At 63.3% G+C, this 14,750-nt stretch carries 15 protein-coding genes and 1 pseudogene; 6 read left to right on the top strand and 10 right to left on the bottom strand.

From position 1 onward, the window contains the following. The first annotated feature begins 487 nt into the window (after positions 1–487). Positions 488–1,051: a hypothetical protein gene (locus MIC97_RS15520; RefSeq protein ID WP_239800761.1), complete on the top strand. Its 564-nt coding sequence runs from the start codon at positions 488–490 to the stop codon at positions 1,049–1,051. 158 nt (positions 1,052–1,209) lie between these two features. Here MIC97_RS15520 and epmA read toward each other — a convergent pair whose 3' ends face one another. Further along, positions 1,210–2,265 (bottom strand): EF-P lysine aminoacylase EpmA, encoded by a 1,056-nt coding sequence (gene epmA, locus MIC97_RS15515; RefSeq protein WP_239800760.1) that lies wholly within the window; start codon positions 2,263–2,265, stop codon positions 1,210–1,212. Positions 2,266–2,388: 123 nt separating this feature from the next. Between epmA and efp the strand changes: the two genes are divergently transcribed. Then, complete coding sequence (gene efp / locus MIC97_RS15510; protein ID WP_239800759.1) at positions 2,389–2,955, top strand: elongation factor P; 567 nt, start codon at positions 2,389–2,391, stop codon at positions 2,953–2,955. 30 nt (positions 2,956–2,985) lie between these two features. After that, positions 2,986–3,756, top strand: a complete 771-nt coding sequence (locus tag MIC97_RS15505; RefSeq protein WP_239800758.1) for a transporter substrate-binding domain-containing protein — start codon at positions 2,986–2,988, stop codon at positions 3,754–3,756. Between the two features lie 83 nt (positions 3,757–3,839). On the opposite strand, the gene gyrB is transcribed toward MIC97_RS15505, so the two are convergent. Together gyrB and MIC97_RS15495 are read right to left on the bottom strand one after the other, a co-directional pair. Then, positions 3,840–6,317, bottom strand: coding sequence for a DNA topoisomerase (ATP-hydrolyzing) subunit B (gene gyrB / locus MIC97_RS15500; protein WP_239800757.1), 2,478 nt, complete (start codon positions 6,315–6,317; stop codon positions 3,840–3,842). A 196-nt stretch (positions 6,318–6,513) separates the two neighbouring features. Beyond that, positions 6,514–7,101 carry an NADPH-dependent FMN reductase gene (locus tag MIC97_RS15495; RefSeq protein WP_239800756.1) on the bottom strand — a complete coding sequence of 196 codons (588 nt, stop codon included), beginning with the start codon at positions 7,099–7,101 and terminating at the stop codon, positions 6,514–6,516. Between the two features lie 287 nt (positions 7,102–7,388). On the opposite strand from MIC97_RS15495, the gene MIC97_RS15490 reads away from it, so the two are divergent. Together MIC97_RS15490 and MIC97_RS15485 are read left to right on the top strand one after the other, a co-directional pair. Beyond that, positions 7,389–8,768, top strand: coding sequence for a cytochrome P450 (locus MIC97_RS15490; protein WP_239800755.1), 1,380 nt, complete (start codon positions 7,389–7,391; stop codon positions 8,766–8,768). Next, on the top strand, positions 8,765–9,043 hold the full coding sequence (locus MIC97_RS15485) for an acylphosphatase (RefSeq protein ID WP_239800754.1): 279 nt from the start codon (positions 8,765–8,767) through the stop codon (positions 9,041–9,043). The genes MIC97_RS15490 and MIC97_RS15485 overlap by 4 nt, the downstream gene beginning before the upstream one ends. Positions 9,044–9,240: 197 nt before the next feature. Here the strand turns inward: MIC97_RS15485 and MIC97_RS15480 are convergent, their stop codons facing one another. Both MIC97_RS15480 and rsmI read right to left on the bottom strand, forming a co-directional pair. Continuing rightward, positions 9,241–9,645, bottom strand: coding sequence for a YraN family protein (locus MIC97_RS15480; RefSeq protein ID WP_239800753.1), 405 nt, complete (start codon positions 9,643–9,645; stop codon positions 9,241–9,243). Continuing rightward, on the bottom strand, positions 9,638–10,540 hold the full coding sequence (gene rsmI, locus MIC97_RS15475) for a 16S rRNA (cytidine(1402)-2'-O)-methyltransferase (RefSeq protein WP_239800752.1): 903 nt from the start codon (positions 10,538–10,540) through the stop codon (positions 9,638–9,640). The genes MIC97_RS15480 and rsmI overlap by 8 nt, the downstream gene beginning before the upstream one ends. Positions 10,541–10,638: 98 nt before the next feature. Between rsmI and MIC97_RS15470 the strand changes: the two genes are divergently transcribed. Beyond that, positions 10,639–11,103: a GNAT family N-acetyltransferase gene (locus MIC97_RS15470; RefSeq protein WP_239800751.1), complete on the top strand. Its 465-nt coding sequence runs from the start codon at positions 10,639–10,641 to the stop codon at positions 11,101–11,103. 12 nt (positions 11,104–11,115) lie between these two features. Here MIC97_RS15470 and MIC97_RS15465 read toward each other — a convergent pair whose 3' ends face one another. The 5 genes and pseudogenes from MIC97_RS15465 to rph all read right to left on the bottom strand — a co-directional run bounded on the left by MIC97_RS15465 (position 11,116) and on the right by rph (position 14,719). Further along, entirely contained in the window at positions 11,116–11,550 is a 435-nt protein-coding gene (locus tag MIC97_RS15465) for an EamA family transporter (RefSeq protein WP_239800750.1), read from the bottom strand. Between the two features lie 229 nt (positions 11,551–11,779). Then, positions 11,780–12,937, bottom strand: a complete 1,158-nt coding sequence (gene hemW, locus MIC97_RS15460) for a radical SAM family heme chaperone HemW (RefSeq protein WP_239800749.1) — start codon at positions 12,935–12,937, stop codon at positions 11,780–11,782. Next, positions 12,934–13,578 (bottom strand): RdgB/HAM1 family non-canonical purine NTP pyrophosphatase, encoded by a 645-nt coding sequence (rdgB, locus tag MIC97_RS15455; RefSeq protein WP_239801162.1) that lies wholly within the window; start codon positions 13,576–13,578, stop codon positions 12,934–12,936. Before rdgB ends, hemW begins: the two co-directional genes overlap by 4 nt. An 87-nt stretch (positions 13,579–13,665) precedes the next feature. After that, positions 13,666–13,989, bottom strand: a pseudogene (locus MIC97_RS15450) (VOC family protein); the annotation flags it as partial. Between the two features lie 13 nt (positions 13,990–14,002). After that, on the bottom strand, positions 14,003–14,719 hold the full coding sequence (gene rph, locus MIC97_RS15445) for a ribonuclease PH (protein WP_183827851.1): 717 nt from the start codon (positions 14,717–14,719) through the stop codon (positions 14,003–14,005). Positions 14,720–14,750: the final 31 nt, after the last annotated feature.

The raw sequence follows: 14,750 nt of genomic DNA, 5'->3' as shown, positions 1-14,750 counted from the left end.
TTCACCCTACGCAGGGTGAAAAATGCCCGATCAAGCCTGATTTCGGCGCTATCGCCCGATCCGGTGCGGAACCGGTTTCCATATCGCCGCCAGCGCGTTTGATGAAGCCCTTCGGGATCAGCTATCCCACCCGGCGAGAACAGCATCAACACATTCGCTGCCCCTAAAAAGCGGGGAAGCACCTGATGTCTTGTTTGCAAATTATCCCCGATCAGACTTTAGTGCTGTGATGCGGCCTATGGTGCAGGATCTCAGCTTTTCCGCAGTGACATGCAATGTAGCTTGGACGCTCCCCGGAAGGATTGGCGACCTGTGTGTTCCATAGCACTTTCTTCGCGCCGGCGACTTTCACCGGCACTGCATAGCTCGACCGGCAATGCCATCACTCTGGTGATCTTGGCCGCACATGGCTTGTCGCCGTCAACGGGTTCGGTGATTTCCCCGACATCCAGTCTATAGTGGCGGGGCTCAGGAAAAAGGATCGACGATGAGACCTCTTGTAAAACTGCTCCTGCCTGTTGTTGCAGCCATTTCCATCCTCAGTTCCGCTGCTTTTTCCACGCTGGCAGAAGCCCGTCCGCTGACCGATACGGAAAAGGACAAGCTGCAGCAGACCGTCGAGACCTTCGACAAGGCCATGCGCGACGAAGACTATGAGCAAGTTGCCAACACCATTCCGCCGCGCGTGATGGAATTCATCGCAAAGCAGGCCGGCCTCGAGGTCGATGCGCTGCGCACCGTGGTCATCCAGCAGATGGAGGCCGCACTTGCCGCCGTCACGCTGGAAGATTTCGGCATGGATATGAAGGCGCTGCAAGAAGCCGAGCTTGCCAATGGCGACCCCTATGCGCTGATTCCGACCGAAACCGTCATGACTTCGGAATCCACCGGAACAATGCGGGTTCAGTCGGAAACGCTGGCATTGCTGGACGAAGGCCAGTGGTATCTCGTGCGCGTCAACGACCTTCAGCAGGTTGCCATTCTGCGTCAGGTCTATCCGGAGTTTTCAGCGGTTGAGTTCTCCGGCGGCAAGGTGGAAGCCTCGGAGTAGAAGTTCGCCGACCAGAAACGTTTGTCTGCTGCATCACCGGCATTCTGTTCGGTCTGTGCGGGCGCTGGCGGCGCGGCTCATTATGATTTGTGATCGCCAGACCCACGACGCAAAAAGCCCGGAGACGATACCGGGCCTTTTCGCGAAAACCGCCGCCATCAGCCCCAGCGTCCGGCCACGGGCGTCCAGATCACGTCCTCGATGCGGGCGGCCCCTGCCGCAAGCATAACCAGACGGTCGAAGCCCAGTGCTATGCCGCTGGCATCCGGCATGATCGCAAGGGCGGCCAAAAATTCCTCGTCGATCGGATAGCGCTCGCCGTAAATGCGCTCCTTCTCGTCCATGTCCGCCTCGAAACGCTTGCGCTGTTCGACCGGATCGGTGAGTTCGCCGAAGCCGTTGGCAAGCTCCACCCCGCAGCAATAAAGCTCGAAACGCTCCGCCACGCGCGGATCGTGCGCGGCGGGACGGGCAAGTGCTGCCTCGACGATCGGATATTCGCACAGCACGGTTGCGCGTCCCTGCCCCAGTTGCGGTTCCACGCACTCCACCATGACGCGGCTGTAGAGGTCGGACCATGTGTCGTCGGGCGCGGTGCGCAGGCCGGCCCTGACCAGTGCCGCATGGAGCCCTTCGCGATCCGTGCCGCCATCCGCCGCTACGGTCGCCAGAAGATCGATCCCGGCATGACGCTGGAAGGCTTCGGCAACGGTGACACGCTCGGGCTCGGCATAAGGGTCGGCCTCGCGATCGCGGAAGGCAAATTTCCGCACGCCGGCCTGATCGGCGGCCAGCGCCAGAAGCCGCGCGCAATCGCCCATCAGGCTCTCATAAGTCTCGCCAACCCGATACCATTCGAGCATGGTGAATTCAGGATGATGCAGAGCCGAGCGCTCGCGATTGCGATAGACCGGACCCATGGAGAAAATGCGCTGCTCTCCGGCGGCCAGCAGCTTCTTGCAGGCGAATTCCGGCGAGGTATGCAGATAAAATGGCTGCACGCTACCGTCCGGCCGGATTTCGGCAGTGGCGAAGGCCGAAAGATGCGTTTCGTTGCCGGGCGAGATCTGCAGGGCCACCGCGTCGACCTCGACGAAGTCCTGCGATGTGAAGAAACCGCGGATCGCTGCGGCAATGCGGTTGCGCAGAAGGAGGCGTGGCCGGCGGTCGGCATGGACATGCGGGGTCCACCAGGGAGAGGCTTCTACTGTCATTTTCGGATCGTCTTCAAGCTGATGGTTTTGAACCGGCTGGCGATTTGCGCACTTATAGTTTAAAGCGCGCACTATGGCTGCCACAGCCGTTTGGCCGCAACACGATTTTCAGGAAGAACACTAGTGAAGGTAATTGCCAGCTCCCTCCGTAAAGGCAATGTCGTCGACAAGGACGGCAAGCTCTACGTGATCCTGTCCGCCGAGAACATCCATCCCGGCAAGGGCACGCCCGTCACCCAGCTCGACATGCGCCGCATTTCCGACGGCGTGAAGGTGTCCGAGCGCTACCGCACCACCGAGCAGGTCGAGCGCGCCCATGTCGAGGACCGCGAGCACACCTTCCTTTATCAGGATGGCGAAGGCTTCCACTTCATGAACCCGGAAAGCTACGACCAGATCGCCGTGTCGGCGGACGTGGTCGGCGACTCCGCCCCTTATCTGCAGGAAGGCATGTCGGTCACGCTTTCCGTGCATGAGGGCGTCGGCATTGCACTGGAACTGCCGCAGCGCGCCGTTTACGAAGTGGTCGAGACCGAGCCGGTCACCAAGGGCCAGACGGCATCTTCCTCCTACAAGCCGGCGATCCTTTCGAACGGCGTCAAGTCGGCCGTACCGCCGCACATCACCGTCGGCACCCGCATCGTCGTCATGACCGCCGACGGTTCCTACGTGGAACGCGCCAAGGACTGAGCGTTCGCCCCAACCATACGGGACGCAATCATGAAAACCGCGCTTGTCGCCGCAATCGCCCTCCTGCTGGCAGGAGGCGCGGCGCGCGCGGACGACCCTCCGTTGCGAATGGGCGTGGAGGGTGCCTACGCGCCCTTCAACGCAGTCGGACCGGACGGCAAGGTGCATGGCTTCGACAACGATTTCGGCGAAGAGCTGTGCAAGCGCCTGCACCGGCGCTGCGAATGGGTGGTGGTGCAGTGGGACGGGCTGATCCCGGCCCTTCAGGCGGGCAAATTCGACGTGCTGATGTCATCGGTGACCATGACGCCGGAACGCCACCAGCAGGTACGCTTTTCAAAGCCCTACTATTTCTCCTATGGGCTGATGATAGCCCGCAAGGATCAGCAAGACCTGCAGTTTAGCCGCGAGGGGCTGGACGGACGCGCCATCGGCGTGCAGGCATCGACCACGCATGAACACTGGCTGCGCGAGCGGTTCGGCACGGCCATCTCCATTCATGCCTATCCTTCAAGCGACGACATGTTTCTCGACTTCCAGAACGGCCGGCTGGATGCGGTGTTCGCCGAGTCTGTCGCCATGTTTCCGTGGATGGAGCGCAATGGCGGGATCGATGCCTATAAGCAGATCGGCCCCGACATAACCGACCCGGCGCTCGGGACCGAGATGGGGATCGCAGTCGCAAATGGCAACGATGCGCTCGGCAGCGAAATCGACAGGCTGATCGATGAGATCGTGGCCGACGGAACCTTTCGGAAGATCGAACGCAAATATTTCGAGACGTTGCGCCTCAGACCTTGAAGACACCCGCTTCGGGCCACCAAAAAGAAAAGCCGCGCCGGAAAAGCAATCCGGAGCGGCTTTTTCTATAAAGTTCGGCCCGATCAGATGTCAAGATTGGCGACGCTCAGCGCGTTGTCCTGAATGAACTCGCGGCGCGGCTCCACCTCGTCGCCCATCAGGCGGGCGAACAACTCGTCGGCGCCCGACGCATCATTGACCTTGACCTGCAGAAGCGAGCGGACATTCGGGTCCAGCGTGGTTTCCCAAAGCTGCTCGGCGTTCATTTCGCCCAGTCCCTTGTAACGCTGCATGGTGAGTCCGCGACGGCCGATCGCAAAGACGGCGTCGAGAAGCGCCAGCGGCCCGGAGATCGTCTGGCTGCCTTCCTTGCGGCGCAGCACCGGCTGCTGGCTGTAAATCTCGCTCAGACGTGGCGCAAAGCGGTCGAGCTGGCGCGCGTCGGCCGAATTGATCAGCCCCATGTCGAGATGCACGACCTCGCGCACGCCGCGCACCGTGCGCTCGAACGAATAGCCGCCCGGGCCCTCGTTGGAGCGAGAGGTGGTGCCTTTCCAGCCACGTTCCGTATCTTCCGAAATCATGTCGAGCCGCTCGGCGATTGCTTCGGCCATGGCGGTCGCCTGACCGAGATCGTTGAACAGCTCCGGATTAAGCCCGCCGGCGATCGCCGCCTGCTCCACAACGGAGTGGCTGTAGCGCGTGTGCAGGCCATTGAGCAGTTGGCGCACGGCCAGAGCATCCTCGACGGCCGCCCGCAGATCCTGCCCGGTGCGCACTTCGCCGGAGCCCAGCGTGAGCGATGCATCCTCAAGACCGGTGCTGATGAGGTAATCCTCGAAAGCCGCCTCATCCTTCAGATATTGCGAGCTCTTGCCGCGCGTCACCTTATAGAGCGGCGGCTGGGCGATATAGAGGTGGCCGCGCTCGATCAGTTCCGGCATCTGGCGGAAGAAGAAGGTGAGCAGCAGCGTGCGGATATGAGCGCCGTCGACGTCGGCGTCGGTCATGATGATGATCTTGTGATAGCGCAGCTTGTCCGGGTTGAACTCGTCCTTGCCGATGGACGTGCCCAGCGCAGTGATCAGCGTACCGATCATGTCGGACGACAGCATGCGGTCGAAGCGTGCGCGCTCGACATTGAGGATCTTGCCGCGCAGCGGCAGGATCGCCTGGTTCTTACGATCGCGTCCGCCCTTGGCGGAGCCGCCTGCCGAGTCACCCTCGACGATGAACAGTTCGGACTTGGCGGGATCGCGCTCCTGACAGTCGGCCAGCTTGCCCGGCAGGGAGGTGATGTCGAGAACGCCCTTGCGGCGGGTCAGTTCGCGCGCCTTGCGGGCGGCTTCACGGGCAGCAGCGGCTTCCACCACCTTGCCGATCAGCACCTTCGCCTCGGCCGGATGCTCTTCCAGCCACGTGCCAAGCGCCTCGTTGACGAGGCTTTCCACCACCGGGCGCACCTCGGAGGAAACCAGTTTGTCCTTGGTCTGCGAGGAGAACTTCGGATCAGGCACTTTCACCGAAAGCACCGCCGTCAGGCCTTCGCGGCAGTCGTCACCGGTCAGCGAGACCTTCTCCTTCTTGGAGATGCCGGAATTATCGGCATAGCCGGTCACCTGACGGGTCAGGGCGCCACGGAAGCCGGCCAGATGGGTGCCGCCATCGCGCTGGGGGATGTTGTTGGTGAAGCACAGCACATTTTCGTGGTAGCTCTCGTTCCACCACATCGCCACCTCGACGGTGATGCCATCGCGCTCCGAACGGATGGCGATCGGCTTGTCGATCAGCGGCTTCTTGGCACGGTCGAGATATTTAACGAACTCTTCCAACCCGCCATCATAATGCAGTTCCTGACGCTTCACGTCGGCATGACGGTTGTCGGTCAGGATGATGCGCACGCCGGAATTGAGGAAGGCCAGCTCACGCAGGCGGTGCTCCAGCGTGCCGTAATCGAAATCGATGACCCCCTTGAAGGTGTCCGGCGACGGCAGAAAGCTGACGGCGGTGCCGCTGCGGCCTTCATAGGTGCCGGGCTCGTTGGTGACTTCGTACTCACCCACCACGGCCAGCGGCGCATCCGCCACGCCATGCGAGAAGCTCACCTCATGAATCTTGCCGTTGCGGCGGATGCTGAGTTTCAGCCACACCGACAGCGCGTTGACCACCGACACGCCGACGCCATGCAGACCACCGGAAACCTTGTAGGAATTCTGGTCGAACTTTCCGCCGGCGTGAAGCTGGGTCATGATGACCTCGGCAGCCGAAACGCCCTCGGTCGGATGCAGATCGGTGGGAATGCCGCGACCATTGTCGGCCACCGTGCAGGAACCGTCCGGATTGAGCGTGACCGAAACCAGATCGGCGTGGCCGGCCAGCGCCTCGTCGATGGCGTTGTCGACAGCCTCGTAGACCATGTGGTGCAGGCCCGAGCCGTCGTCGGTGTCGCCGATATACATGCCCGGCCGCTTGCGAACGGCATCCAACCCCTTCAAAACCTTGATGGAATCGGCACCGTACTCAGCCGGCGCGGCGGCCTGATTTTCGGTCGTATCGCTCATGAAATACTTTCGTCTCTCTGTCGCGGAGGCGGGCGTCCGAAAACGTCGCGAATCGAATGCCCACCGATCCGCCAGATATAGGCGTTCCGGGCCTTTTTTCCAAGTTTTCCAAGGAGTTTGCCACTGAAAAACGACCCCGCCGGAGCATCTCCGGCGGGGTCGTCAGGGTAATGATGGATTCAGACGTGCCTGTGTATCAGGCCGCGGCGGCGGCCTTCACCTGCGAACGAAGCGCCTTGAGCGCGCCCGCCCAGCGGTCGAGTTCATCCAGCATGGTGGTCGCGCCGGTGGTCATCAACTCATTTGGCTTGAATTCACCGTCGGCGAGGAACTGCGGATAGCCCGGAACCGGCACGCCTTCGGGGATCGGCACGACCTTGAGTGCTGCCAGCAGCGGCTTGGCCGATTCCACGGCGCGCAGGCCGCCGGAAACGCCGCCGTAGGAGAGGAAGCCGGCAGGCTTGTAGTTCCATTCGGTGGACAGATAGGTGATGGCGTTGAGCAGCGGCGCGGGAATGATCGAGTTGTATTCCGGCGTCACGAACACATAGGCGTCGCCTTCGGCGATGGTCTGCGACCAGCGCTTTGTATGGGCGTTTTCATACTGGCCGAGGCGCGGATGCTTCGGCTCGTCGAACAAGGGCAGATTGAACTCGGCGATGTCGACGAGAACCGGGTCGAACTTGCCGTGCTGGCGGGCGAATTCAACGAACCAGTTCGCGAAGATCGGTCCGACGCGGCCAGGCCGCGTGCTGCCGACGATGATGTTGAGCTTGTGCGTCAATGTAGGAATCCCTGTGATCCAGAGCATTTCCAGTCGAAGCGAAGTCGCTTCGGCGTCGGAAAATGCGGTAAAAACAAGAGACCCGCACATTTCCGGTGAGCGTCCGGCTCACCGGAAATGTGCGGGGTCACCAAAAGTGACCAGCGCCAGATGGGCCTTTTATGCGCCTGCGGCAAGAGATGATTTTTCCCGAACCGTTGATTTTCGAGGGTGACGGTGCGTTCACGATTCATGCACGATGGAGAATTGCTGTGGACGCAAGGGCGCGGCGAACCTAGATATCGGGCATGGCCACCGTGACGGAAGCAGTCCCTTTCCCCTTTGTGCCCCCGGCTCCGAAGCCGCGCACCAGCCCGCCTTCGACGCTGGAAATGATGCGGATCGTCTACCGCAATCCCCTCGAACTATGGGGCGAGCCTTCCTACAACGAGCCGTGGATTTCGATCAGCGGTATTGGCGGGCCGCTGGTCATCGCCAACGATCCCGGCCTTATCCGCCACGTGCTGGTCGACAATGCGAAGAACTACAGGATGGCCACCGTTCGGCAGATGGTTCTGCGGCCGATCCTGCGCGACGGGCTGCTAACGGCCGAGGGCGCGGTGTGGAAGCGGTCGCGCAAGGCGATGGCGCCGGTGTTCACGCCGCGCCACATATTCGGCTTTGCCGCGCCTATGCTGGCCTGCACGAATGCGTTTGTGGAGCGCTACGAGCAGGGCGGCACGTTCGACATCGCCCACGATATGACGATGCTGACCTACGAGATCCTGGCCGAGACGCTGTTTTCCGGCGAGATCGCCGGCGAACCGGGCAGCTTCGCCCGCCAGATCGACCGCCTGTTCGAGACCATGGGCCGGGTCGATCCGCTCGACCTCCTGCGCGCGCCGGACTGGCTGCCGCGCATCACCCGCATCCGCGGCCGCCGCACCATGGCCTATTTCCGCCAGATCGTGGCTGACACCATGGCCTTGCGGCGCGCGCGCATGGAGCGCGATGGCGACAGGGTGCCGAACGATTTCCTCACCCTTCTGCTGCGCGCCGAAGGGCCGGACGGGCTGACCCGCGCCGAGATCGAGGACAACATCATCACCTTCATCGGTGCCGGCCACGAGACCACGGCGCGTGCGCTGGGCTGGACGCTCTACTGCCTTGCCGAAGCGCCATGGGAGCGCGAGCGCATCGAGCAGGAGATCGACACGGTTCTGGCGCGCGAGACCGATCCGGTAAAATGGCTGGACGCCATGCCGCTGACACGCGCCGCCTTCGAGGAGGCGCTGCGGCTCTATCCTCCCGCGCCGTCCATCAACCGCGAGCCGGTCGAGACTGACCATTACAAGGACCTCGAACTGCCCAAGGGCGCGCAGGTTCTGGTGATGCCGTGGACCGTGCATCGCCACCGCAAGCTCTGGGAAGCGCCGGATGCCTTCATGCCCGAGCGCTTCCACCCTGAAAACCGCGACCGCATCGACCGCTACCAGTATCTGCCGTTCGGAGCCGGGCCGCGCGTGTGCATCGGGGCGAGCTTCGCCATGCAGGAAGCGATCATCGCGCTCGCGGTCATGCTGTCGCGTTTTCGGTTCGAGACGGTTCCCGAAACGCGTCCATGGCCGGTGCAGAAGCTGACCACCCAGCCGCAGGGAGGCCTGCCGATGCGGGTGAGCCGGCGGTGAGCGCCCGCACGGTGACGGTGCGCGTCCGGGGCCGCGTGCAGGGCGTCGGCTTTCGCTACTGGACGCAGGAAGAAGCCGAACGGCTCGGTCTTGTCGGTTGGGTTCGCAACGAAGCGGACGGCTCCGTCAAGGCGCTGTTCAGCGGGGCGGACGAGGCCGTCACCGGAATGCTGGAGCGACTGCGCCAGGGTCCGCGCGGTGCCGTGGTCAGCGATGTGGAGATTCTGCCGCCGGGGGTGCAGAACGTGCCGGCCGATTTTCGCATCCTGCGCTGACGACCCCAATCCGACCGCTTCGCGCCCCTTCTCCCGCAAGGGAAGAAGTTGGCCCGCATCAGCTGTACCGCCAACCACACCCCCGGCTATTTTCACAGACGACCATGCAGCACTTTCCTTCTCCCCTTGCGGGAGAAGATGGAGTGGCACGGACTGCCGGAACGGATGAGGGGTATTCAGTCAGGCGCTGCCCCCGGCTACCGCCCGTAAAACACATTCTCCACATGCACCGGCCAGCGCCATGGCAGCACGGCGACCATGTCGAAGCGCAGGGAAAAGCGGCCATAGTCCGGCTGGCGCGACAGCCAGATATCGGCGGCGGCTTCGATGCGGCGTTCTGACTGGCGCGCGATCGCCTCCATCGCATCGACCAGCGAGCGCCGCGCCTTGACCTCGACGATGAGCACCAGATCGCCGCGCCGCGCGATCAGGTCGATTTCACCGAGCCGCGTGCGGTAACGGCGTTCCAGAATGCGGTAGCCCTTGATCATCAGCGCCAGCGCGGCCAGCCATTCGCTGTAATGGCCGCGCCGATAGGCGGCCTTGCGGCGATTGTCCTTGCGTCGATTGTCGTTGGGTCGGGGGGCCGGAGCGTCAGCCACCGCCGCCCTCCTTCAGGGCAAGAAGGCGACGGTAAAGCTCCTGCTTGGGCTGGCCTGTCATGCGGGCCGCTTCAGCGGCTGCCTTCGAAGCCGGCATTTCAGCCGCAAGGCCGATGAGAAGCGCATCCACATCGGCAGGCGCAGCATCCTCATCCGCCGCCGGCCCGACGCAGATGACGACCTCGCCCTTCGGCGTGTCGGCGGCGGCATAATGAGCCGCCAGCTCCCCGAGGGTTCCGTGGCGGGCTTCCTCGAACGTCTTGGTCAGCTCGCGGCATACGGCTGCCCGCCGTTCCGCGCCCAGAACCTGCGCCATCGCATCGAGCGTATCGGCCAAACGGCGTGGCGATTCGAAGAAGATCAGCGTCGCCGGCACCGCTTGCCACTGCTCCAGCCGCGTACGCTTCTGGCCAGCTTTGGCCGGCAAAAAACCCGCGAACAGGAAGGCATCCGAAGGCAGGCCGGAGACTGTGAGGGCCGCGAGCGCCGCCGACGGCCCCGGTATGGGCACGACGCGCAGGCCGCGCTCCAATGCCTCGCCGACCAGCCGGTAGCCCGGATCGGAGACCAGCGGCGTGCCGGCATCGGAAATCAACGCAACGCTTTTGCCCTCCTCCAGCGCCGCCATCAGCCGGGGGCCGGCATCAGCGGCGTTGTGCTCGTGATAGGCTGTGGTGCGGCGGCGGATGCCGTAGCGCTCCAAAAGCACGCGCGACACGCGCGTGTCTTCGCAGGCAAGCACATCGGCAGCCGCCAGCGTTTCCAGCGCGCGGATGGTGATGTCGGCCAGATTGCCGATCGGCGTCGCCACCAGATAGAGCGCAGGTTCCAGCGGGCGTGCCGGAAATTCGGCCTGTCCGATCAGGAAGGAGCGTCTCGAAGTCCCGGAATCCATGCCATGTCCTTTTTCAGAAGGACGGTTTGGCATGGCTTGCGCGCTTTGCAAAGCTCGTGCCACAAGCCGCCACAACCAAAGCTCGCGGAAAGACACCCATGACAGCCTCCCTCCCCGCGATTTCCGATCTGCGCGATCAGCCGAAGTTTGCCGAAACCATCGCCGATCGCGTCTGGCAGGCATGGTGGCGCGAACAGGGTGTCGCCTTCAGCGAGATCGAGGCCATGGTGCGCGAATGCATGGATGGACAGGACATCCCGCTTTCGCTGGTTGCCCATGAAGGTCCGGATTTTTACGGCTGCGCGCATCTGATCGCCAGCGACCTCGATGAGCGCCCACACTACACGCCATGGGTTGCCGCCGTCTGGGTCGAGGAAAAAGCGCGCAAGGGCGGACTCGGCACGAAGCTCGTGCTCGCCGCCGTCGAGCAGGGATTTTCGCGAGGTTTCGACACGGTCTATCTCTGTGCCGAACCGCATCTTGCGCCCTTCTACCAAAAGATGGGGTGGCACAGCATCGAGGAAGGCGTCGAGGGGCTAAGCGTTTTCTCGATCTCGCGCTGAGCGGCTTTTCGCCTAACGATAGGCGACCAGAACGGCACCGGCCGCGATGAGCATGACACCGAGCCAGTTGGCGAGCGACAGGCGCTCGCCCAGAAAGATCACGCCGAACACGGCCACCAGAACGACGCTCAGCTTGTCGATGGGCGCGACCTGCGCCGCCTGCCCGAGCTTCAGGGCACGGAAATAGCACAGCCACGAGGCGCCCGTCGCCAGACCCGACAGCGCCAGAAATACGTAGGTTCTGCCAGAAATAGAGCCGAGCGGCTGCGCCTGCCCGGTGGCCATGACGATAGCGGCGATGACCAGCAGGATGACCGCCGTGCGGATCAGCGTGGCGAAGTCGGAATTGACGTTTTCCACGCCAACCTTGGCGAAAATGGCGGTAAGGGCCGCGAAACCGGCCGAAAGCAGCGCCCAGAACTGCCACGAGGAAAAGGAAAGGTTCATGCGATGCACCGCCAGATTGTCGGCCGCCATACTGGAACGACGGTCGGCGAAAGGAAAGTCTTCAGAGCTTCGGTCCGATACTGTATCGATAATTCAGATCGTCCTTTGTGCGTCCGTATGGACGCACAGCGATCTGGAGCAGCGGGCGTTCTGACGAACGCTGCTCCGGCTTGTTTTCTTTGGCCGCATTTGTGCGATGTCAGACGGTTCCGTCTGGCTGCAAAATACTTTATCGCGCCAGTTCGGCGACAAGCGAATTCAGCACGATCATGCCGGAGGGCGTGGCGCGCAGGCCTGAATTGCCGACCGGGGCGACAAGCCCCTCCTCCTGCAAAATGGACAGTTGGCGGCGCGGCAGCGTGCGCCCGGACAGGGTCTCGAAGCGGGCGAGGTCGATGCCCTCGACCAGCCGCAGGCCCATCATCAGGAATTCATCGGCCTCTTCCTCGCGGGTCAGCCGCTCGCCATCGACGATGCCATGGCCCTGCCGCTCCACCAGTTCCGCCCAAGTCTCGGGATGCCTTTCGGCGATGGTGACGGTGCGTGTGCCGTCTTCCACGAAGCGGCCGTGGGCGCCGGGACCGATGCCGACATATTCGCCATAACGCCAGTAAACGAGGTTGTGGCGGCTTTCCGCGCCGGGGCGGGCGTGGTTCGACACCTCATAGGCCGGCAGGCCGCGCGCGGCGGTGACTTCCTGCGTGAGCTGGTAGAGATCGGCGGCGAGATCAGGCACCGGCATCTCGAATTTGCGGGCTGCATAGAGCTTGTGGAAGGCGGTGCCTTCCTCGATGGTGAGCTGATAGAGCGACAGATGATCGGCGGCATGGCCGATCGCCTCGTTCAGCTCAGCCTCCCACGCCTCCGGTGTCTGGCCGGGCCGCGCATAGATGAGATCGAAAGACAGGCGCGGGAAGATGTCGCGCGCCAGCCTGATCGCATGGAGCGCCTCGGAAACATTGTGCAGGCGGCCGAGGAACCGCAGGTCGGCATCGTTGAGCGCCTGCACGCCCAGCGAGACGCGGTTGACGCCGGCGGCGCGATAGCCGCGAAAACGCTCCGCCTCGACCGACGATGGATTGGCCTCCAGCGTTACCTCTATGCCTGCGGGAACCGTCCAGTTGCGGGCGACTTCCTCCAATATCGCATCCACGGTTGCCGGCTCCATCAGCGAGGGCGTGCCGCCGCCGATGAAGATGGACGTCACCTCGCGCGGGCCGGTGCGTGCCCGCATCGATGCCATTTCGGCGGCGAAGGCGCGCACGAAGCGCTGCTGATCGACCTTCTGATGGCGCACATGGCTGTTGAAGTCGCAATAAGGGCACTTGGCCGCGCAGAACGGCCAGTGGAGGTAGACCCCGAAACCGGGTGAGCGATCCAGCGTCACGCCACTCCCAATCGTGCTCGGGCGAACTTCTGGAAGGCGCGGGCGCGGTGCGACAGCGCCTCGGGCGTGCCGGGCTTCCAGCCGTGTTTCTGCTCCGCCGTCATCTCTCCAAAGGTCCTGTCATAGCCATCGGGCAGAAAGACCGGATCATAGCCGAACCCCAGTTCGCCGCGTGGCGGCCACACCAGATGGCCTTCCACCTCGCCGCGATAATATTCCGCCTCGCCATCGGGAAAGGCAAGACAGATCACGGCAACGAAACGGCCCGTGCGCTGCCGCGGCTCCACCGCGCCCGCCTTCTGCATGGCGGCCTCGGCCTTTTCCATGGCCATGCCGAAATCGCGCTTGCCATCCGGCTTTTCGGCCCAGTTAGCGGTGTAGACGCCCGGATCGCCGTCCAGCGCATCGATGCACAGGCCGGAATCGTCGGAAAGGGCCGGCAGGCCGGTGGCCTTTGCCGCCGCGAAAGCCTTGATATAGGCGTTTTCCTCGAAGGTGGTGCCCGTTTCATCCGGCTCGGGCAGACCGAATTCGCGCGCCGACTTCGCCTCGAAGCCGAACGGAGCCATCAGGTCGGCGAATTCGCGCAGCTTGCCTTCATTGTGGCTGGCGACGACGATCTTCTTGTCCAAAGGATGCATTACAGGCCCCCAGATACGCGGTTCGGCGAATTCCAGCGAATTGCCGGAAGGGTCGCGGATATAGATGGAACGGCCACCGTTTGGCCACTCGAAATCGGCTTCGATGGCAATGCCCGCCGCTTCCAGCCGGCTCTTCCATGCGTCGATCTCATCGGCGCTGGCGCCAAAGCACAGATGCCCCTGCCCTGTCGCGCCGTGCGGCGGCACCGGCAGCCGCGCCCCGGGCGCGGGCGGCTCAATCGTCGCCCCGGCGTTGAACAAAAGCACCACGCCCTGCCCGCAGCGGAAGAACACATGCCGTCCCTCGACCTTCGCAATCCGTTCCAGACCCAGCACGTCGCCATAGAAAGCCTCGGCGGCAGCAAGATCGGTCACGTAGAGCGCGGATTCAAGGACGGCAGCAGGCTTCATGGCATCAGAGCTTTCAGGCGACGGCCAGCTTCTGCAACTCGACCAGCCGGGCGATGCCGTTGCGGGCAAGCCCCATCAGCTCGGCGAACTGCGCGTCGGTGAAGGGCTCGCCCTCGGCCGTGCCCTGAATCTCGACGATGCCGCCCTTGCCGGTCATGACGAAATTGGCATCGGTGCCGGCTGCGGAATCCTCCAGATAGTCGAGATCGATGACCGGCTGGCCATCATGGATGCCGCAGGAGATGGCGGCGACGTGATCCTTCAGCACCCTCTGCACATTCACCATCTGGCGCGCCTCCATCCAGCGCAGGCAATCATGCAGCGCGATCCACGCGCCGGTGATCGAGGCGGTGCGGGTGCCGCCATCGGCCTGAAGCACATCGCAGTCGATGGTGATCTGCTGCTCGCCCAGCGCCTGCATATCGACGACGGCGCGCAGCGAGCGGCCGATGAGACGCTGGATTTCCTGCGTGCGCCCGCCCTGCTTTCCGGCGGAAGCCTCGCGGCGCATGCGCTCGCCCGTCGAACGCGGCAGCATGCCATATTCGGCCGTGACCCAGCCCTTGCCGGAATTGCGCATCCAGCCCGGCACCCGCTCTTCGAGGCTTGCCGTGCACAGCACATGGGTATCGCCGAATTTCACGAGGCAGGAACCTTCGGCGTGCTTTGAAAAGCCGCGCTCGAAGGAGATGGCGCGCATTTCGTCTGGCTGGCGTTTGGAGGGGCGCATGTCGTGTCTTTCCAATCCTGTGATTTTGCCG

The organism is Aquamicrobium sp. NLF2-7 (genome assembly GCF_022359935.1).
Lineage (GTDB): Bacteria > Pseudomonadota > Alphaproteobacteria > Rhizobiales > Rhizobiaceae > Mesorhizobium > Mesorhizobium lusatiense.
Note: the sequence above shows the minus strand (reverse complement) of the source record. Positions and strands in the feature narration are given on the sequence as shown.

What these genes read in the sequence shown, in the direction of transcription:
- epmA (WP_239800760.1), bottom strand. Translation starts at nt 2,265, where the DNA reads ATGACAGTAGAAGCCTCTCCCTGGTGGACCCCGCATGTCCATGCCGAC.
- gyrB (WP_239800757.1), bottom strand. Translation starts at nt 6,317, where the DNA reads ATGAGCGATACGACCGAAAATCAGGCCGCCGCGCCGGCTGAGTACGGT.
- MIC97_RS15465 (WP_239800750.1), bottom strand. Translation starts at nt 11,550, where the DNA reads ATGAACCTTTCCTTTTCCTCGTGGCAGTTCTGGGCGCTGCTTTCGGCC.
- rsmI (WP_239800752.1), bottom strand. Translation starts at nt 10,540, where the DNA reads ATGGATTCCGGGACTTCGAGACGCTCCTTCCTGATCGGACAGGCCGAA.
- MIC97_RS15490 (WP_239800755.1), top strand. Translation starts at nt 7,389, where the DNA reads ATGGCCACCGTGACGGAAGCAGTCCCTTTCCCCTTTGTGCCCCCGGCT.
- rdgB (WP_239801162.1), bottom strand. Translation starts at nt 13,578, where the DNA reads ATGCATCCTTTGGACAAGAAGATCGTCGTCGCCAGCCACAATGAAGGC.
- rph (WP_183827851.1), bottom strand. Translation starts at nt 14,719, where the DNA reads ATGCGCCCCTCCAAACGCCAGCCAGACGAAATGCGCGCCATCTCCTTC.
- MIC97_RS15520 (WP_239800761.1), top strand. Translation starts at nt 488, where the DNA reads ATGAGACCTCTTGTAAAACTGCTCCTGCCTGTTGTTGCAGCCATTTCC.
- MIC97_RS15470 (WP_239800751.1), top strand. Translation starts at nt 10,639, where the DNA reads ATGACAGCCTCCCTCCCCGCGATTTCCGATCTGCGCGATCAGCCGAAG.
- MIC97_RS15505 (WP_239800758.1), top strand. Translation starts at nt 2,986, where the DNA reads ATGAAAACCGCGCTTGTCGCCGCAATCGCCCTCCTGCTGGCAGGAGGC.